Annotated in this window: 18 protein-coding genes; all 18 read left to right on the forward strand. The window is 45.8% G+C overall.

Translation table 11 applies throughout. The features are described from left to right. Positions 1-108 precede the first annotated feature (108 nt). The 18 genes from H7A51_00005 (at position 109) to H7A51_00090 (ending at position 19979) form a co-directional block, all read left to right on the forward strand. Positions 109-1158, forward strand: a complete 1050-nt coding sequence (locus H7A51_00005) for an N-acetylneuraminate synthase family protein (protein MCP5534599.1) — start codon at positions 109-111, stop codon at positions 1156-1158. A gap of 12 nt (positions 1159-1170) precedes the next feature. Beyond that, positions 1171-2283 (forward strand): UDP-N-acetylglucosamine 2-epimerase (hydrolyzing), encoded by a 1113-nt coding sequence (gene neuC, locus H7A51_00010; GenBank protein ID MCP5534600.1) that lies wholly within the window; start codon positions 1171-1173, stop codon positions 2281-2283. Further along, the gene (locus tag H7A51_00015; protein ID MCP5534601.1) at positions 2276-3037 is read left to right on the forward strand and encodes an AAC(3) family N-acetyltransferase; all 762 of its coding nucleotides are present in this window, start codon (positions 2276-2278) and stop codon (positions 3035-3037) included. Before neuC ends, H7A51_00015 begins: the two co-directional genes overlap by 8 nt. 18 nt (positions 3038-3055) lie before the next feature. Further along, positions 3056-4303 (forward strand): hypothetical protein, encoded by a 1248-nt coding sequence (locus H7A51_00020; GenBank protein ID MCP5534602.1) that lies wholly within the window; start codon positions 3056-3058, stop codon positions 4301-4303. Beyond that, a complete protein-coding gene (locus H7A51_00025) occupies positions 4300-5406 on the forward strand; it encodes a glycosyltransferase family 4 protein (protein ID MCP5534603.1) in 1107 nt (368 codons plus the stop codon). Before H7A51_00020 ends, H7A51_00025 begins: the two co-directional genes overlap by 4 nt. 175 nt (positions 5407-5581) lie before the next feature. Next, on the forward strand, positions 5582-6298 hold the full coding sequence (locus H7A51_00030; GenBank protein ID MCP5534604.1) for an SGNH/GDSL hydrolase family protein: 717 nt from the start codon (positions 5582-5584) through the stop codon (positions 6296-6298). 65 nt (positions 6299-6363) lie between these two features. Then, complete coding sequence (locus H7A51_00035; GenBank protein MCP5534605.1) at positions 6364-7872, forward strand: oligosaccharide flippase family protein; 1509 nt, start codon at positions 6364-6366, stop codon at positions 7870-7872. Between the two features lie 18 nt (positions 7873-7890). After that, complete coding sequence (locus H7A51_00040) at positions 7891-8562, forward strand: sulfotransferase family 2 domain-containing protein (protein MCP5534606.1); 672 nt, start codon at positions 7891-7893, stop codon at positions 8560-8562. A 470-nt stretch (positions 8563-9032) separates the two neighbouring features. After that, positions 9033-9941 carry a polysaccharide deacetylase family protein gene (locus tag H7A51_00045; protein MCP5534607.1) on the forward strand — a complete coding sequence of 303 codons (909 nt, stop codon included), beginning with the start codon at positions 9033-9035 and terminating at the stop codon, positions 9939-9941. Then, on the forward strand, positions 9938-11116 hold the full coding sequence (locus H7A51_00050; GenBank protein ID MCP5534608.1) for a glycosyltransferase: 1179 nt from the start codon (positions 9938-9940) through the stop codon (positions 11114-11116). Before H7A51_00045 ends, H7A51_00050 begins: the two co-directional genes overlap by 4 nt. Before the next feature lie 70 nt (positions 11117-11186). Then, the gene (locus tag H7A51_00055) at positions 11187-12215 is read left to right on the forward strand and encodes a hypothetical protein (GenBank protein MCP5534609.1); all 1029 of its coding nucleotides are present in this window, start codon (positions 11187-11189) and stop codon (positions 12213-12215) included. After that, the gene (locus H7A51_00060) at positions 12212-13264 is read left to right on the forward strand and encodes a glycosyltransferase family 4 protein (GenBank protein ID MCP5534610.1); all 1053 of its coding nucleotides are present in this window, start codon (positions 12212-12214) and stop codon (positions 13262-13264) included. The genes H7A51_00055 and H7A51_00060 overlap by 4 nt, the downstream gene beginning before the upstream one ends. Positions 13265-13361: 97 nt before the next feature. Continuing rightward, positions 13362-14462 carry a glycosyltransferase gene (locus H7A51_00065; GenBank protein MCP5534611.1) on the forward strand — a complete coding sequence of 367 codons (1101 nt, stop codon included), beginning with the start codon at positions 13362-13364 and terminating at the stop codon, positions 14460-14462. Continuing rightward, positions 14459-15970 carry an O-antigen ligase family protein gene (locus tag H7A51_00070; GenBank protein MCP5534612.1) on the forward strand — a complete coding sequence of 504 codons (1512 nt, stop codon included), beginning with the start codon at positions 14459-14461 and terminating at the stop codon, positions 15968-15970. The genes H7A51_00065 and H7A51_00070 overlap by 4 nt, the downstream gene beginning before the upstream one ends. A gap of 1 nt (position 15971) precedes the next feature. Next, the gene (locus H7A51_00075) at positions 15972-16529 is read left to right on the forward strand and encodes a putative colanic acid biosynthesis acetyltransferase (GenBank protein MCP5534613.1); all 558 of its coding nucleotides are present in this window, start codon (positions 15972-15974) and stop codon (positions 16527-16529) included. Between the two features lie 12 nt (positions 16530-16541). Then, positions 16542-17354 carry a glycosyltransferase family 2 protein gene (locus tag H7A51_00080; GenBank protein MCP5534614.1) on the forward strand — a complete coding sequence of 271 codons (813 nt, stop codon included), beginning with the start codon at positions 16542-16544 and terminating at the stop codon, positions 17352-17354. 114 nt (positions 17355-17468) lie between these two features. Continuing rightward, positions 17469-18380 carry a glycosyltransferase gene (locus H7A51_00085; GenBank protein ID MCP5534615.1) on the forward strand — a complete coding sequence of 304 codons (912 nt, stop codon included), beginning with the start codon at positions 17469-17471 and terminating at the stop codon, positions 18378-18380. A gap of 69 nt (positions 18381-18449) precedes the next feature. Beyond that, the gene (locus H7A51_00090; GenBank protein ID MCP5534616.1) at positions 18450-19979 is read left to right on the forward strand and encodes a hypothetical protein; all 1530 of its coding nucleotides are present in this window, start codon (positions 18450-18452) and stop codon (positions 19977-19979) included. Positions 19980-19995: the final 16 nt, after the last annotated feature.

Raw genomic sequence — 19995 nt, forward strand, 5'->3', positions numbered from 1 at the left:
GAAATGCCGTCTGAACAGAGTTTGGATATCGATACGCAAGAGGATTTTGATCGGTGTGAGCAACTTTTGCGTGAAATGAGCGGGAAGTGAATTTTTAAATAGTAAAAGATGATTATTGGAAATAGAACAATAGGTTTGTTAGAGCCGCCACTTATCATAGCAGAAATAGGTATAAACCATGGAGGGGATCTGAAAGTTGCCAAATCTATGGTGCTTCACGCTGCTAAATCTGGCTGCGAGGTAATAAAGCATCAGACACATTTTGTGGAAGATGAAATGACAGATGAGGCCAAAACTGTATTTCCTCCCAATTCTGATAAATCAATTTGGGATGTAATGGCGGAGTGTGCATTAACACCTGATGAAGAGGTTCAACTGAAAGAATATACTGAGAGGATGGGGATGATCTATTTATCTACACCGTTCTCGCGATCTGCTGCTGATTTTCTAAATGAAATTGGTGTAACAGCCTTCAAGATAGGTTCCGGAGAATGCAATCATTTGCCATTGGTCCGTCATATTGCCGGTTTTGGAAAGCCGGTGATATTAAGTACTGGTATGCAAAATTTAGAAGACATTAGGCCATCTGTCGCAATCCTAGAAAGTGCAGGAGTCGATTATGCATTGATGGAATGCACAAACCTATACCCCTCTCCACCAGAGATTGTTAGTCTCCAAGGAGTCACTGAACTACGGAAGGCTTTTCCTAAGGCTGTTGTTGGGTTTTCTGATCATAGTATTGGACCGGAGATTGCTTTGGCATCAGTGGCTTTGGGTGCATCTATAATTGAAAGACACTACACGGATACTCGATACCGAACGGGACCTGACATCATTTGTTCTATGGATCCCGCAGAACTTCGACATCTTATCGATCGCTCTAAGGAGATACATACAGCCTTGATGAATCCTAAGCAGCGCACAGAGCCGGAAGGAGATGTGTATAACTTCGCTAGAGGCTCTGTTGTGGCGGATTGTAATTTGAGTGCGGGGCAAGAAATAGGGGAAATGGACATATGGGCTCGGCGACCAGGAAACGGTGAAATATCCGTAGAACACTTTGATAGATTGGTTGGGGCACGGATATTACGTGACGTTAGGCGCAACGAACAATTGAAGTGGGCAGATATTGATCTGAATTTCCGTGACGTGGAGTAAGACACGATGAATATGAAAAGGCTACTGTTCATAACAGGCACCAGAGCTGATTACGGTAAGCTAGAGCCATTAGCCATGGCTGCGCAGGTTGCTGGCTTTAAGATTAGTTTTTTTATAACGGGGATGCATATGATGTGCCGTTATGGAGAAACAAGGGTTGAGGTTCGCCGCTTCCCCGAGGCTGAATTTTTTGAATTTGTTAATCAACGTGAGGGAGATCCCTTGGATTTTGTGCTGGCTAAGACTGTAATGGGGTTTTCTGATTTTGTGCATGAGCACAAGCCTGATCTTGTTATCGTACATGGAGATCGTGTCGAAGCTCTGGCTACCTCGATTGTTTGTGCAATGAAGTATATTCCAAGTGCTCATATTGAAGGTGGTGAAGTTTCAGGAACTATAGATGAAAGCTTAAGGCATTGTAATACTAAATTATGTACAACTCATTTTGTATGTTCGGAAGCGGCTTACCATAGAGTAATTAATTTAGGTGAGGCGGAAGACCGGGTGTTTTGCATAGGTTCTCCAGAACTGGATACTCATGCTAAACCATCGGGAGTTAGTATTGAGGAAGTGGCACAGCGGTATGAAGTGCCAACTCAAAACTACGGAGTAGTCATATTTCATCCCGTAACATCTGAGGTCAAAATGATAGGCAAACAAGCTGAGGCGTTATTTGATCGTTTGGTCACTTGTGGTAGGAATTTTGTCGTAATTATGCCTAACAATGACCCGGGTACTGAGAAAATTATTGAGGTGCTGGACAAATTACCTAAAGATCGCTTTCGAATTATTGCCTCAATGCGCTTCAACTATTTTTCAGAGTTGCTTAGGAATGCTTCAGCAATGATTGGTAATAGTAGTGTGGGCGTAAGAGAAGCCCCGTTTTTGGGTGTTCCAAGTCTTGATATTGGAACACGGCAAAATGAACGGGCGACTTCGCCTTCCATAGTATCGGCATCTGCTTATGATTCATCTATTATAGATGATTTTCTTTCAACTCGGTGGGGAGAACGCTGTGAACGGTCTCTTGAGTTTGGTGTGGGGCAAGCTGCCGCAAAGTTTGTAGAAGTCTTGATGAGGCCGGACTATTGGTCTTTTTCGCAACAAAAAAAGTTCAATGGGTAAGATAAATGCAATTACTAACAAGCAAGTTTTCGACTGCTTGGATTCGTTGTTGGTTGAGGGTGATGACGTATTTGTGCACTCATCATTGAGCGGTGTTGGTGATTTGGAAGATGGGGCAGAGGGAATAATAGAATCCATGTTAGATATAGTGTCGCCTAACGAGGGTACCTTGGTTTTTCCTACTGCGACCACAACGTTTGCCAAGACGGGGTTCTTTGATGTGAGCCTGACTCCCAGTGAAACGGGTGCGATGACAGAACTATTTAGGTTAAAATATGCGCAAAAACGCTCTTGCGTTCCAATGTATAGTTTCGCGGCTACAGGTAAGAATTATCTGGATTACACATCAGTTTACGACGGGTTTTTAGAGGAATATTCGCCATTGTTGAGTTTGATAAAAAACAGAGGAAAAATTTTGCTTTTTGGTGTAGATTATAACAAGTGCAGTATATATCATCTATCAGAGGAGCGGAAGATGGTAGATTACAACTTCTACAAAACCTTTTCAGGGATTGTCGTGGACGAACAAGGGGAGAGCAGAGAAGGCTCTCAAAGATACTATGTTAGAAAAAGGTTAAACACTATCAAGGAAGTAAATTGGGTGGGCGGTATACTTGAGAGTCGAGGAAAAGTCCAGGTTGGTCGTCTGGGAGCGAAAGTAATCAAATCATTCCTAGCCAAAGATTTTGATGACCTATGTATGGAAGTGCTGAGCGATAATGCCAAAGCATTCATTAAGTGCAGTGAAGGTTGATTAATTAAGACTAATGTAATGCTTGAAAAAGTCCTAAAAGAAATGCCTGATAGCTACAGGTGGATCTTCGCGGGGACAGACCTTCTGAAGGATATATATCTGGCAGAAAGAACACCGATTTTTGGTCCTCGCGGACGTCTAGTTCGTAGAATTGTCAGCTGCTTACCTTTTCATTGGTTACGCTTTCTGTTTATTGTTAGTATAGCCAGTATTGATGTAACATGTCTTCGGATCAAAGCGGGGAGACAAAAGGAGGAATTACCCAGGGGATGCCGGATATTTGTAGGCTTTGGAGCAGGCCCAGAAAAAGGCATGTGGAAAGCGTATGAGACTGAATCTGAAACAGTAGCAATACGCCTTGACGAGACTGAATTTAGCAGTTGGGGTAAGTATAAAAATTTATCAATAGTTAAGCTCTGGTCGAGCGTATGGGCATTGGCTAGTGCAGAGTTTAGGGCACTGAGCAGTGCAAACGAAAAAGCCTTAAGAGACAGGTGGCTTGATACATTCACGTGTCTTGGGTTGGGGTTATCGAGGTATGTATTCTATCGTGAGTGGTGGTTGTCTCTTCGTGACAGCGAGCTTTCAGAGGTTGTTTTCATCTCTGCGGATAAGGCTGCACACGCCTGCATAGACGCTGGTATACGTAGAGTAAAATACAGGCAGCATGGCCTACTAAGAAAGAGTATTGTGATGCCTAAGTTTGAACATGCACGGTTTTTAACAGCTATCGAAGCTGCTTGGTTCGCAAATTTTCTACCTCGAAGCCAGATTGAGGTGTTGGAGGGGCAAACAGGACAGATGCATCACGACAAGGTAATGCTCTTTACCTCGGTGTTCGATACCGATACATTTTCGCGGGAATGCGACTTGCCGAGGGTGCGAGCTATTGTGGAATGGGCACAAACGATGGGCCTTCGAATTCTAGTACGAAAGCATCCGCGTGAGGAGGGAGGATTCTGGGAAACACATTTTCCTCAGTTGGAAGTGGATGCTTCTCCAGACAACTTTGAACAGGTAGTTAGACGGGTGTGTCCAATGTTCGTTGTTTCATGGTTTTCGACCTGTTTAGTGGATGCACTGAAAATGAACGTTGTTCCTGTCAGTGTGATGTCGCCGGGGCATGAATTGTTACAGGATATTGTTTTCAATGTGGAAACTAATTGTTTGCTTTGGCCTAAGGCGCGTGAGGTGATGGAGATACTGACAGAGGGCAGAGTGAGCGTGGAGTCGGTGGTGTTGAGTCTGAGTGCAGATAGACAATGATAAACAAGAGGACTATTTATGTTTCTCGGTTGGTGGATGCTGAGAACACAAATGCCCAGGTGCTGAATACACGGGCTATGCTTTCGCGTTTCAGTTCAGATAGAATCACATGGTGCGCTCCTCACTATCACGTTGCTGACGAGGAGGTATCACGGCGGGGTAATGTTAGGCTCCACAAGTTGGTAAACAATGGCTTTTGGCGCTGCCATTCAGCGTTACTATACCAAGGTTCCTATGATGCAGTGTTCTATCCAGGAGGGGAGTGGTTTGATAGCTTGGGGCTTCTTCTGAGGAAGTTATTGAGGCGTCGTATACCAGTTATCGCGACTCTTGAGGGGCTTGTGGGTAACTTTGCCCGAGAGTATGAGTATTCAGACTGGGCGGGACACCATGTTTATTGTCAACGCGTGGGTAGAAAGACACTTGCCCGTCTTGACAGGCTCTATCATCAAGCGGATCATGTCATAGCAATTAGCCCCTTTCTGGCCGAGATGGGTCGACGTCGTTACGGCAATAAATTTAGCGTGTTACCGCTAGGCATCGACACAAGTGTTTTTCACGCTGAAGACAAGTGCGGGAAGAATAGGCGTTCAATTGTAGTCTCTGCGGGCAACCTTGGTGCTGGGAAACGACCAGAAATTTTCATTGAGCTCGCGAGGCGGCATCCCACTACTGATTTTGTTTGGTACGGTGGCGGGGACCCTGAATTATCTGCATTTCGTGAGAAAACCGTTATGGAAGGATTGAGTAACCTTAGCTTTCCAGGTAGTGTGCAGCCTTTGGAATTAGCCAAGGCTTTTCGTGCTGCCGATCTTTTTGTAATGCCCTCAATGACGGAAGGTGTTCCCAAGGTTACACAGGAAGCAGCAGCCTGTGGTTTGGCGATTGTAATGTTCGGACACTTTGAGGCACCGTCTGTCGCGAACGGGGTAAACGGGTTTGTCGTGTGGGATGACGAGGAGTTTTACAGTCATGTAAGTCAACTCATACAGGATAGCCGTCTCAGGCTCAAAATGGGGTCGAAGGCTATCGAGATGAGCAAGGATTATTCATGGGATGAGATAGCACCCAGATGGGAAAAGTGTATCCTTAGCTCACTATGAGCTGATGTCTCCACGGTATAAGTTTGAAGTGGTCTCGTTTTTCTTGCCAGAAAAAAAATGAGTTTTGTTGATGTTTTGCTGGTTCTGTTGGGGGCTTGGTTTCGGGTTTGTTCTCCGTAGCAGGAGAGGTGGAATCGAGGGGCTGGTGCGAAAATGTCGAGCAATTGATAGATTGATGAAGCAACTTTTACTCAGGTTTATTCGCGCGTGCAATCGGCGTTTTGCTGGTAGGACTGTGGTCGTGATTGGGGATTCACATTGTGAGGTCTTTGGTCATGATTATTTTCGCATTAAGTTTCCGTTCACTCGGTTTGATGTGCGTGCTATTCATGGGGCCACCGCTTCGGGTTTGGAAAACCCAAATTCAAAGACTCGTGCAGGCAACTATTTTGAAGAAGCCGCTTTATCAGCGGCCTTTCGCGGCACGCCTGTCATACTGATGCTGGGCGAAGTTGATACTGGTTTCGTGATTTGGTATAGAGCTAATAAATATGCTGCAAGCGTTGATCTTATGATGGAAACTGCAGTGAAAAATTATACCAAGTTAATTAAACATGTATCCGAAAGATGCAGCGCTATAGTAATTAGCACGCCTTTGCCAACTATATCAGATGATAATGATTGGGGAGATATATCCAATCAGCGCAAAGCTGTTACTGCAAGCCAAGTGGACAGAACGGCCTTGACCATCCGGTTTAATTCAGAGATCGAGAAGCATTGTAGTATTCTCAATGTGCCATATATTAATCTTGACCGTGAAAGTATTGGAGTTGATGGCCTCATATCAAAGGCATTGACACACTCAGACCCCAGCAATCACCACTATAATCCTTTGGCTCATGCCAAGGTTATCACGCCTCACCTGAGACGAGCTCTAAGACGATATCAATAGCATATAGTCATGGTGCATCCAAATCCAAAGCGGAGTGTGTATTGGCGAATGCTCCTAGCCAAATCATGAGTATTGCAAAGAAAGTGGCGGGACAGTCAAGCTGGTTCCTAATAGGAAATGTGTTTACATTGCTTGTCGGTTTTTTGTTCCAGGTATATCTCGCCCGGCAGTTGCAGGCTGATGGTCTTGGGGTGTTCGGGCTTCTAGAGGTAGGTGCAGCGGCACTAACAGGGCTTCTTGGTTTCGGTATAGCACAGGTAATGCTGCGCTTTGTACCGGAGCACGTTAGTCTGGGGCAATACGTGGAGCTACATGCACTAATCCGAGGTGGCTTCCTGATACTCCTCGTGACCGGCATGGTCGCGGTAGTTCTCATATTTTTAGCCCTACCAATGCTTCTTCAGCAGTGGCCCCAGTTGGCGGGACATGAATCCGAGGTAATGGTAGCTTCTTTCATTATCCCGCTGGGTCTACTGCTCTTTGCAAGTACCCAGGCATTGAGAGGCTTTCATGATGTACGCTTTATCGTAATAGGATCCAGTATCATTCAGCTCATAGTGAAAATTGTTTTGGCCGTGGCGGCGTTATCACTAGGTATGCTGGTATTGGGTTATGTGTGGGCGGTTGTGGTCTCGATGGGTGTGGCCCTTCTTTGGATGCAGGTAGGTGTTTGGCGTCACCTGAAACTACATCCCGCTGATGGACCAGGAAGGCTCCGACTGATCCCCGCTTGGCGAAGTTATGGCAGAGTTATGTATGGCAACAGCCTGCTCGGATTCTGGACCGATCCTCTGGACCGGACTCTGCTCGTTGTTTTTGCCGGGCCTGCGTCTGTCGGAGTTTTAATGGTCGCTCAGCGGCTATACATGTTGCCAGGTGTTTTTTTTCAAATGTTTCTCTCCATCGTCGCCCCCATGATGGCATCTGCTGGCTCTAGCAAGGAGCACGATGAAATCCAGAGAATCTACCATCTCACCACAGACTGGGTTGTTAGGTTGTCATTCCCGTTGATTTCTTTCCTGGCGGTGTATGCAGAACCTGTACTAGGCCTATTCGGCTCGCAATTTGCTGAGCAAGGCACCCTGCTACTGAGGATACTACTACTCGCACAACTCATAAATCTGGTATCGGGACCCATCGGGACTGTGTTGAATATGTGCGGAGAAGAACGGAGAATGCTCAAGATCAATGCCGCAGCGCTTTTTCTCAAAGCGGCCCTCATTTGTGCATTGGTACCGATAATTGCCTTGCCGGGGCTTGGGATTGCCGTTCTGGGAATCATGTTAGTTTCAAATGTATCAGCTCTTCTCGTCGCACATAAAGCATTCGGAGTCCCCTGGTGGAATAGTCGATGTAAACATTGGCTCATACCAGCATTAGTGACAGTGGTAACGACCTGGGCTGGATGCCCACATTTGAGGTTTACCCAATGGGGGCTGGCTGGGGGGCTCCTATTATCGTATCTTGTTTTTCATGGGAGCCATCTTCTCGTCCATGGGTTCAACGAAGATGACCAAGAAGTAATCTCAGTAATCCGTAGCAAGCTGGGTAGCATTTTTGCTTCCAGAGGATAAAACCTTTATCAATCAGAAATGAATTCAGAATACAGTCTAACCAAGGTTTTACGCATGCGCCTCGCCGACTTCCGACACCGTGGAGTTTTCAGTGGTTACCCTGACCAGAACAGGTGTATTTTTATCCATATTCCAAAGGCTGCGGGGACGAGTGTTACTCGAACACTCTTTCGCGCCGATTCACGTCATCTCAATTATATGGATTATCAGCGAGCTAACCCCCGGAAGTTTAAAAAATACTTTAAATTTACATTCGTACGCAATCCATGGGACCGCCTATTCTCCGCCTATTCGTTCCTGGCCAGGGGCGGAATGAACGATTTGGACCATGCATGGGCTGGGAAGAACCTGTCTAATTACCCTGACTTCGAGAGCTTCGTCCACGGGTGGGTGAACGAGAAAAATATCTGGTCATGGGTTCATTTTAAGCCTCAACACTGGTGGCTCTGCGATGGGCGACATAGGATACAGGTGGACTTTGTGGGACGGTTTGAGCAAATGGATAAGGATGTATCGTTTGTGCAGCAACGCCTTGGATTGCCAATACAACCTTTGCCTAAAATCAATGTGACCGAGAAAGCAAAACACGCTACTAATCACTATACTCCAGAAACGCAGCAAATTGTGGCCCAAGTATATCAAACGGACATAAAACTATTTGGATATAGTGAGACAGACTGTTTATATTAGCCAGTAAGTGATGACAGACATTTACAAAAGCGATAATGAAAGCATCTTCAAGCGCGTTGTTGGTCAGTTAGGGCAACCAATTGCCTTTTGATCACAAATTTGAGGCTATTCGTGGGTAGCTGTTTCGATGGGCACGGCTCCTATTTGAAAATGGACATCAGGATGGGATGTCCTCATGCCGAATCCCGGATTACCATTGGAAATGAATTGTGCACTAGCCCCTTGGCGCGTATTGTAAACTGTCAATCATGGATTGTGTTTCGAGCCGGGAAGGGTAGAGGCACGTTCACCAAGCAGATTACTCTGGAGGACGAGCTTGGCTCGGAGCCGATGTGATTGTATTTTAGGGGGGCAGTATTAGTGTAGGTCGCGTCATTGCTGCGGACACCGTGGTCACGAGAGCCGACCTAGCTAGGGTATTGGCTGGAGGAATACAGTGCAAAATTATCAGAGAAATAAACAGTAGGGGGATGCAAATGATATGTAACTATAGTGAAGTTAGAGAGCGAAAACCTCCAACTCTACGTGAGGTAGCACGTGGTCTTGCGTTGGCTGCCTTGGGTTGTAAAGAGAGAATCTTGTATGGGGGGCGGTCATTAGCCCGCCCACGCGTACAATTTCTTTACATTCACCATATCTTTGACGATGAGGTTGAACATTTTGACAAACTACTGGCTGAGTTGGCCAAGACACACGTATTCATTTCGCATGCCGAGGCTGTGCGGCGTGTGATTTGCGGTTGTAATGATGAGCCATGTATCGCATTTAGCTCGGATGATGGATTGAAAAATAACCTGCAGGCAGCCAATATCTTAAACCGTTACGGGGCAAAGGCTTGTTTCTATATCAACCCGCATTCGATAGGTATGAAGGAGCCTGCCTCAGTTGCCAGATTTTGTCGTGATCGACTCGAGATGCCGCCTATAGAATTTATGCAGTGGTCAGATGTAGAGCATCTTTTGAGCCAAGGTCATGAAATAGGTTCGCATACTATGAGTCATACTAATGTAGCTGAGATGCCACTATCCGCTTTTATGGAAGACCTCTGCACATCTCGCGATATCTTACTTTACCGCTGTGGAAAGGCAACCCATTTTGCATATCCTTACGGTCAATTTCACCATTTCAACAAGGATGCCATGCATCTGGTTTTTCAGGCCGGTTACGGGTCTTGTGCATCGGCAGAGCGGGGGTGTCATTTTTGTGAGGTGCCCGTGGCAGAAGACAAGCTTCTGATACGGCGTGATCACGTGGTGGCGGCATGGCCCCTTGCCCATACGATGTATTTCATTCGGAGGAACTCGCGATGTATGGATAGCGGAGAGGATCACTCTGGTGGCGATTTGTTTCCTAATTATCTCAAGTCACATAGAATGTGAATTTACTTATTGTTAGTGGCTATTGGCCAACGCAGTCGAACCCGATCAGCGGTCTATTTGTGGTTCAGCAGTTATCCGCGCTAGTTCGTCAAAATTGTGAGGCGACCGTGATTATAGCGACGACCAAGGGCAAGAGGGAATCACCTCACCTGTCCCTGAAGCAACTAAGGCTGCCATCAGAGAGTATTCAATTGGTGGAGGTTTCTCTTTTACGTCTTCCTGAAATATTATCGAGTTGGCCAGGAGGCATCTGGCTGAACACATTAAGTGTAGGTATGAAGCTTAATAGGACAATACGTCAATTGGCAGCTGAAGGAAAGGTGTTTAAAGGGTGTCTTCTCCATGGGATCCGTTATATGGGGTTGTCCGTGCCATTATGGGGACGGTGGATTAAAGGGAAAACCGTGATGGTGCTTCATGGGGTCGATCCATTCATTGAGAAAGCTGGGAACTTGCCGCGAATTACCTCAATGATGAAACCTGTGGCCTGTGTCTGCCACCGGTTTGTGTTGGTAGGGCAGCCTTTGTTAAGGCACGCTCATTTATTGGGCTTGTCTGAAAATCAATTGAAGATTGTTGCAAATGGCACGGATTTACCAGAACTGGAGAAAATTTTTGACCACCAGCGTAGTCTCAATGAGACACGAAGGGTTGTGAGCATTTCTAATCTTGTGGCCTTAAAAGGAATCGATCTTAATTTAAAAGCGTTGGCTCGTCTGAGCGAAAAACATCCTGAGCTAAAGTGGGAATATCGTGTCATTGGTGATGGCGAAGAACGACAAAAGCTCGAGTTGCTGGCGCGTGAGTTGGGCGTTGCGTCTCAGGTCACTTTCTTAGGGCGCATTTCCTATCAAGACACGATGCATGAGCTGGCACGTTCAGATGTATTTTCATTGCCGAGCTGGGGGGAGGCATTCGGAATTGTATATTTGGAAGCGATGGCTCGTGCCCGCCCAGTAGTTGGGTGCTTTGACAACGGGGCAGCAGATATCATTTGTACAGGAAATGATGGCCTACTAATCCCACCACATAATGAATTTCAGTTAACATGCGCACTAGAAACACTACTCTATAATCCAGAGTTATGCCGTCGTATAGGTCGTGAGGGAAGAAAAACTGCGGAAAAATTCAGTTGGGAGGTAAATGCTCATGAAATACTAGCACTACTGGATTGACCTGACCACGGCAGCATTCATTTCCGCTCACCAATTTTCAATTATTTCATCCTAAAAAGGACAGCACTTAATGGCGCATCAAATAATACTCAAGAATTCTGTCGATCTATCCAAGTATAGAGACGTTTGGAATGATCTTTACACATCTGTAGCACAGAAAGTTACTATTTTTCAATCATACGAATTCATATGCAGCGCAGTTGATGGCACTAGCGAATTGTTTGTTATCGTTGGTGTAGAAAGAAATGCGATAGAATACATATTTCCATTCGAACTAAACAAGGGCACTCTTAGATTCATTGGTGACAACCACTCTGACTATTGCATGCCACTCATATCAAATTGCATCGCTAACAAATACGCTCTCTTTAAAAGGATATTCAAGATCATCCTGGCTGAGGGACATATTCGGAGACTGGCTCTGTATAATCTCCCTCATGATGCCGACATTCTTAATTATTCAAAAACCATATTAGGTAATAAAGCATACGTGTACTCCTACACCGAGGTTTCGCACCTCCTCCTTGAAGGCAAAGATGCTCTGAGCGCAATTAGGCATTTGAATAGCTCTTCAAAAAGTGAGTTGAAAAGGGTTATCAAGTACCATCAAAAAACTGAGCACAGGGTAGTAACCAACTCCGCAGCCTTCCCAAGAACTGAAATTATATCTCTGAAAGAAGCCATGATAAAAAATGGGTTAAGAGACAAAAGATTTTTTGATGGCTCTTTAGAGAAAACTTGCAAAACAATGTTTGATGGGGGGCACTTGGTTGTCAGCCTCCTAGAAAAGGACTGCGAGGTACAAAGTGCCAGCCTAGTCCTCAAGTATGGTAACACCCGGTTGATGTGGGTAGATCTCTACAATGATATTAAAATGATCAACTTGTACAACTATGTGAAATACATCGACTATGAATTAGCCTTGAATCAAGGTGTCAATATCGATTTTGGTAGGGGGGGCTATGATTACAAGGTGAAGAACTTCCAGCCGAATATGCTTAATCTTTACAATTTGGAATTTAGCAAGCGATTTATGGACAGCCCTAGAAATTACTACATGACTACGAGAAGATTCATCAAATCCATAATAAAAAAATGAAGCTGTTAATCTATTTTGTCGAGCCTGCTAAATATAGTCTTAGAATTCTAGAAGAAGCCTTCACAAAAACTGATTCTGTGGAGTTCTATTTTAGGAAAAACACTTCAGAGGCTGCCTTAAATAAAAGTGGAAATGTGCATTTGCCCACAGCTCGCTTCAGAAAATCGTTGAGGGCGCATTTTCTGTCGGATGTAATCATTAGCAACGGATTTATGGATAGGTTTTTTCTAACGCACTTTTTTTTATCGCTGCTCTGCTTTAAGAAAGTTCCAATTTGCATCGACTCTGATGGCTTTTATAACGCTGCGCACGAATCGCAGAGTGCGATTAAAAGAACACTGGTAAAGTTTATATTTTCTAGAGAGTTTGTTTTTGGATTTGCGGCTGGGTATAAAAAGCACAGAGAGTATTTTACCAAACGAGGAATGATGGCTGACCGGGTGTACACACTGCCTATACAAAGTCTTGATTACTCTCATGCATGCTCTAAAGACGAATCCATTTTTACTATTGCCTATGTTGGTCGGTTGATAGCCCGGAAAAGAACTGAGGATGTTATTGAAGCGTTTAAGAATAATTTTAATGATGGAAGAAAGTGCCGATTGCTGATCATTGGGGATGGTCCGGAAAAACAAAACTTGCTACAAAAGTCAAGGGGCTCCGAGAATATTCGATTTACGGGGAAGGTGGATCATGAAGAGGTTAAAAAAATCTATAGTAGAATTAATGTTTTGGTCTTAGCCTCGCATGCAGAACCGTGGGGATTAGTAGTCAATGAAGCGATGTCGGCGGCCATACCAGTGATAGCTTCTGATGAAGTAGGGGCAGCTTTTGACCTCATCGAAAACAGGAACACAGGAATGATATACCCCGTTGGAAATGTAAAGGCACTTGGATTGTGTATGTTGGAATACTATACAAACAACGAGCTCTACCGGAAACATTCAGATAACGCACAAACGTTGTTACAGACGGATTGGAGTATTGACACTTACCGTGAGCGGTTTCTTGGTGCGATTGAATCCATTAGGCGTCAAATGTCTTCTTGATTTAATCTGATAGACCTGACGGAGGGAGGCTGGCACTAGGGGCACTTTGTCTTATGAGGGTAATTTTTTTGATGCCGGTAGTATCTCATATTCATCTATGCATATAGTACACACAATAGCTACATTGGGTAAATCTGCTGGCGGGCCTTCATACATGGTCGCACAGATGTGCAATTATCTAGCGAGTCTAGGGCACCGTGTTACGATACTGACAAACGATGCAGAGCGAGGCGTAGATGACATGTGTGACCTTGATGGCAGGGTTGTCAGGATAAATGCACGAGGTAGTCAAATTGACGTGGCATTGGCGAAACTCGTATTGGAGCAACATGTAGACATTTTGCATACGCATGGTTTATGGCTTCCTGTAAATCGAGCCACAACTAGAGCGGCTAGGCGTGTACGCTGTAATCTTATTTGGTCGCTACATGGTATGCTCAGACCGTGGGCAATGAATCATAAATGCTGGAAAAAAAAATTAGCATGGTGGCTTTTCCAGCGTAGACATCTCACATCGGCATCAATGATACACACAACATCTGAGGATGAAGCGGAAGAATTTAGAAAATTACATCTGCAGGTTCCACAAACAACAATTCCGATAGGCATAGGGTTGCCGTCTTTGAGAGACTACGAAATCAAAGAGTGTGATAAGAACTATATTTTGTTTCTTGGCCGTCTGCACCCTGTAAAAGGGTTGATGAACCTTGTGGAAGCGATTAGCGAGTTAAGACCGGAAGGGTGGCACTGCTTGATAGCAGGTCCGGATGAGGGAGGGTATCGGGCTGTCCTTGAGGCTAGGATCAGGGATTTGGGTTTGGGTGAGTGGTTCAGCTTCCTTGGGAGGGTCTCAGGGATAAATAAGGAGAAGCTTATCCTCAAAAGTACATTCGTTATTCTTCCTAGCTTTACAGAAAATTTCGGCGTCGTCGTGCCAGAGGCTCTTTCCTATCACAGGCCTGTGTTAGCAACTAGAGCAACCCCTTGGTCTACCCTGCCAAAGCTAGGTTGTGGGTGGTCGATTGATGTCGGAGCGAAGCCACTGGCTATGCAACTGAAAGCCATTTTTGAAATGGATCGTGAAACATTCGAGACTATGGGGAAGAAAGGGCGGCTTTATGTTGAAACGGCGTTTTGCTGGAAAGCAATAGCGAAACGATTTGCAGAAATTTATCAAATAGAATTAGCCAATAAATGACTTTAAATAGACCTATAGCCAGTAAACTCAACGTTACTAGGCGTAAGCCCGGAGAGCGCCATAACAAGGCTGGATTTACCCTTGCAGACTTAGCAAGAAACTGCCTTCTGATTTTAGGATTGATGATGCTAAACCGTTTGGGGTCGGCAGGGACCATTGTTTTTTTAGTAGTCCTAATGATATGGATGAGCAAAGGGCCATTAGCCGTGTTGCAGGTATTAAGCATATTTTTTCTAGCTATGATAGCCAATAAGGCTTTTGTTCCTAATAACAGTGTATTAACGCAAGGCAGATTTTTGTTATTAGTTGTCGCAATCTGGCAAGTATTTGTAGCGATGCAGAACCGAGGTTACGCTATGTTTACCCGCAAGCATGTTGTCGCGCTAGTTTGGTTTTGCCTAGCATGCGCCGTATTAACTACTATCAGTCGTTACTATGTCGTAATCTCGCTGTTGAAAATTATTTCATTCTTGCTTTTCACCACTGTCTTGCTGATTCTGGCAGATATATTGAAAAATCGTAAAGGAGAGGTGACTTTGTGGTTCTTTTCTATCATTGCGACGAGTGTCTTTTTGGGTATAGTTTCCATGGGAACAGGAGTGAGCATGAATATGGATAGGCTGGCAAAGACGAAGTCTGCAGAGAGCTTTTTTAACGGGCCATTTGATCACTCACAGACTTTGGGCACAACGGCCGCATTGATGATTGTGTATCTTCTAGGGCTTACGCTATTTACACGCCATGCGATACGATGGCTAAGCATCCCGTTGATTCTGGTTTTGGGTTATTTTATGTATCTGGCTACTTCTAGGACATCCCTTCTTGCGTTGGGGATTGGGATTCTTGTTATGCTGCTCATGGTTATGAGATATCGCCCATCTGGCGGGATTAAGCTAAAACTGAACTTTTCAAAATCTCAGATAATCACCACGAGCGTGGTTATTTGTTGTCTGGTATTTGTAATGGATTTTACGTCAGGTGGAGGGGTTTCCGCGACGGCTATGGAGTTCCTTGTGAAGTATGACCCCAACGTGTCTGGGAAACATGATACAATTACTAAGGAGTTATTTAAATCCCGTGAAGGGCAGATAGAAATGATGATGTTGAATATCAGAAAACAGCCGATAGTGGGACTGGGCTTTGGCACTTCAACGAGTGAGGAATTTATTTCAGAAGCTACGTTACTTAGTGCTCCGACGGAAAAAGGTTTCCTATTCCTTGCAATTGTCGAGGAAACAGGAATTATAGGAACTATTTTTTTCGCAGTGTTCTTGATTTCCATAGTACGCTTCTACCATGCGCGCAAAAATCTTATTGCCCTTGGAATGTTTGCAACATTTCTCGGCGTAAATATGGGGGAGATGTTGTTTTTCTCATTCGGTGGTCAGGGTGGGTTCCTATGGGTGTTTATCGTAGGATCAATTCTCATGGGCAAGGAGTGCACCTTTCTTCGACGGGCTTCAGAAAAACCAAATGTAAGGAGAAGCAAAACCCTTGTAAGAGTGTGATATGCTCAAATTGGATATTCATGCAAACAGGCAAGAGCAAAAGTACTCTTCTCGAGTGCTATTGTTGCGAGTATGCTGGTCATTAGGGAGATGCATATTTAGGCTAACTCCACGACCTTGTTTCGGGATCCGGCGTATGATCCTTCGAGTATTTGGTGCGAAAGTGGGTAAGAACACACACATCTATCCTTCTGTTTACATTTACTTTCCGTGGAATTTTGAGATTGGAGATGATTCTGCTGTCGGGGAGTGGGCATTCATATATAGCTTAGGACAAATCACCATTGGTGAACGCGTAACCATTTCGCAACGTGCGCATCTCTGTGCTGGAAGCCATGATTTTACTAGTCCTAGCTTGCCGCTGCTAAAGCCGCCTATTGTAATTGGAGATGAGGTTTGGGTGTGCGCCGACGCGTATATTGGCCCTGGTGTGACTATTGGTAGAGGAGTTGTGATTGGGGCACGCTCCGTAGTTATCAGAGACGTCGGGCCTGATTTGGTCGTTGCAGGGAATCCTGCCGTAATCATAAAGAGGCGTGTAATAATAGACACTAAATAATATTCGAGTTCCATGAATATTTCAGTGCTTATACTCACTTACAATGAATCGGCCAACCTAGAGGATTGCCTCCGATCCGTGTGTTTTTCCGATGATGTAGTAGTTCTCGATTCAGGTAGCTGTGATACAACGGTAGGGATAGCCACAGCTGCCGGGGTTACGGTGTTGACACGGCCGTTTGATAACTACGCAGCACAACGTAATTTTGGATTAGCCTATGATTTTAAATATGACTGGATCCTAATGTTGGATGCTGATGAAAGAATTCCGAAAGATTTTCTTTCTGAACTTCGCAAAGTTACTGAAAATAAACATAACCCAATAACACTCTATCGAATGCGACGAAAAGACATGTTTATGGGTAGATGGTTGAAGCATTCAAGCGGGTATCCGACTTGGTTCGGGCGACTTTTTCGTAAAGGTGAAGTGTGGGTTGAGAGAGAAATTAACGAGGAGTATTATACCGAGGGTGAAGTTGGTTTGTTGGAGGGCCATTTAATTCATTATCCATTCAACAAGGGGGTGACATATTGGTTTGAGCGACACAATCGCTATTCAACTATGGAGGGGATTAAGCTATCCTTGGAAAAAAACGACGCGATTAATTGGGGGCATTTTTTAAATTCTGATCCCATGTTGCGCCGTAAGGTATTTAAAGGGGTCGCTTATCGTATGCCCTTTCGTCCTTTGTTGACGTTCTGCTTCCTATATTTTTTAAAACTTGGTTTTTTGGATGGCAAAGCTGGATTTCATTTTAGCTGTATGCGAGCGATCTATGAGTATATGATAAATTTGAAGATGAAGGAAATATTGCGTGATGAGTGATGGGAGCTCTACGGGCAGAATGAAGATCGCGGATGGAAAGCGGTTACAACCCGTTTCTACGTCAACGGCTAATTGCGATCAGCCATCATTCCTTCGCCAACCGCCATCTTTTCCATGAAATTCTCGATCATCACCATCTGCTACAATCCGGGGGAAGTGGTTGCATCGGCTGTGGAGTCGGTTTTGGGGCAGGGTTATCTGGACGTTGAATATATCATTGTCGATGGTGGTTCGACCGATGGGTCGTTGGATTATCTGACTAAGATCAGTCGGGAGGATGCACGGGTGACCTTGGTGTCGGAGCCGGACGAGGGGTTGTATGATGCTTTGAACAAGGGGGTGCGTCTGGCGACGGGAGATGTGATTGGTTTTGTGCACGCCGATGATTTTTTGGCACACGCCGACGTTATTAAACATGTGGCGGAGCGGTTTGAAGACGAGGCTACGGAGGCGGTTTATGGTGACCTTCAGTATGTCGCGCAGGGGAGCCCTTCGGGCGATAGCGGATGGCGGATGGCGGATGGTGGAAGTTCAGATAGCAGAGTTTCGAGCGAAGCGGATTCGCCATCCGAGCGCAACGAATCCGCTATCCACCATCAATCACTTGTGATTAGGCATTGGCGATCGGGCGAGTATTCGCGCGGCAAGCTAAAGTGGGGGTGGATGCCTCCGCATCCGACGCTGTATTTGAAAAGAAGTGTCTATGACCGGGCGGTTTTACCCAATGGAGAGTATTTTGATACCTCGTTTACCTGTGCCGCCGATTACGATTTTATGATGCGCGTGTTTTCGACGTTGCATGTTTCCCCGGTTTATTTATCCGAAGTGATGGTCAAAATGCGGGTGGGCGGGGTCAGTAACCGCAGCCTGAAACACATCCTACGCAAATCCGCCGAAGACTGGCGGGCGATCAGACGTAATAAAATCGGCCATCTGCACACATTGGTGTGGAAAAACCTTTGTAAAGTGCCGCAGTTTTTTCGGCGATGGCGGAGGAATGATGGCGGATGGCGGTTAAGAAAATGAAGCTATAAGTCGATAGGAGGGTAGGAATTTGGTATTTGTAATTTGTATTTTGAAACTTAGAAATGATCCATGCCACGACTCAAACGACAACTAAGACAACACTGGGAGCGTAAAAAGTACGTTTACTTTCGTGTAATTATTATCGTGGTGGCCTTGGTGGCTGTTATCTGGGGGGCAACTGTGATGGTGGAGCAGGAAGGCGAGCATAAGGACGTCGTTAAGGCCTTGTCCGGAACTCCGGAGGAAAAATACCAGCAGGCTCTTGATGTCGCCCATGGCGGTGATTTGGAACAGGCACGGGTGATGATGTTGAGGTTGGCCCGACTCAGTGACTCGGCGGATGAGCCACTTGGCTACGGCAAGGCCCATCTGTGGGTGGCTAAGGATATACTGCCTCAATTCAAACCGGATTTTTTGTGGGCCTTCCCTGGAATTGGTGGTGGTGACAACGTCAGGTTGGGTAAGGACGACAAGGTAAACATGGCCCAGCGGCATCTTGAGCATGCGGTGGCACTTCTTCCGGATTCAGAAGAAGCGGTGGTCTTGTTGGCTGGCGCCATGCTGGCGCAGGGGCGACGGAATCAGTCTCTGGATGTGCTGATGCATGCGATTGGCCATCCTGTGAGTCCCCATCCTGGTCTGCATGCTCCCCTGGCCCATGTCTTGACCAAGCAGGGCGATGATTTAGCCCTCAAAGAGAGAGCGTGGCATTTGTTTTCAAGCCTGGGCCAGGATGCCGGACTGGGCAGGCGCAGTGATCTTGCGGAGAGGGTGCAGTATGTGCTTAGCGCGCTTATTCTTAAGAAGTATGAAAATGCTGATATTGCGATCCGGCGGCTCGAGGCCAGGTTTCCACTTCGTAAGATGGCGGATGGCGGATTACGGATGGCGGATGGCGGCGAGTCGGGAGTGAGTGAAGCGGGGCAGGTGATGGCGTTGCGTATGGCTTATCACTATCACAGGGCGGTTTCCCTGTTTGCTGAAGTACGGTCGGATCCATCCATGGGCTATCAAAAAGTGGTTGATGAGTTGGAGCAAGTCCTGCTCATCCAGCCGGAACTTGGACCGGCGATTGACGCCATGTCATTTATTGCCATTCAAGAGCCAGGCCAACAACAGAGGGTGCAAAGGATACTGCAGCAGCTATCCTCAAAGCAAGCGGTGCTAAGTCACCAGGCGAAATCGAAGATAGCCTTGGCCCTGGCAAGGCTGGCCCCGGAGTCAGCGGGTTCGGGTCGGGTTCACCTGGAGGCTGCCATTGCCGAGGACCCTGACAATGCGGAGGCGATGTTGCAGTTGATTGAATTGCTGGTCAGGGAAAATGAACCGGATTATCAATATATCGGAAAGCTGGCTGAAAAGGTTCTGCGGGGCTGCCAACCAAGCCAGAGAGCCCAGGCCAACCTGATGTTGGGTTTATCACAAGCCCGCTTGAAACGGTGGACAGATGCAATCGTTTCACTGGAAAAGGCATTGCCAGGGCAGGTGGATAAAAACAGGGTGCATCGTTTGTTGGCGGAAGCGTATGGAGCTTTGGGTAAAACGGGGATTGCCGCGGAACATATGAAGTTGAGCCAGGGAGCGGGCTCCGCGCGATAACGGATGAATGATAGCG

The organism is Akkermansiaceae bacterium, assembly GCA_024233115.1.
In the GTDB taxonomy this organism is placed as follows: domain Bacteria; phylum Verrucomicrobiota; class Verrucomicrobiia; order Verrucomicrobiales; family Akkermansiaceae; genus Oceaniferula.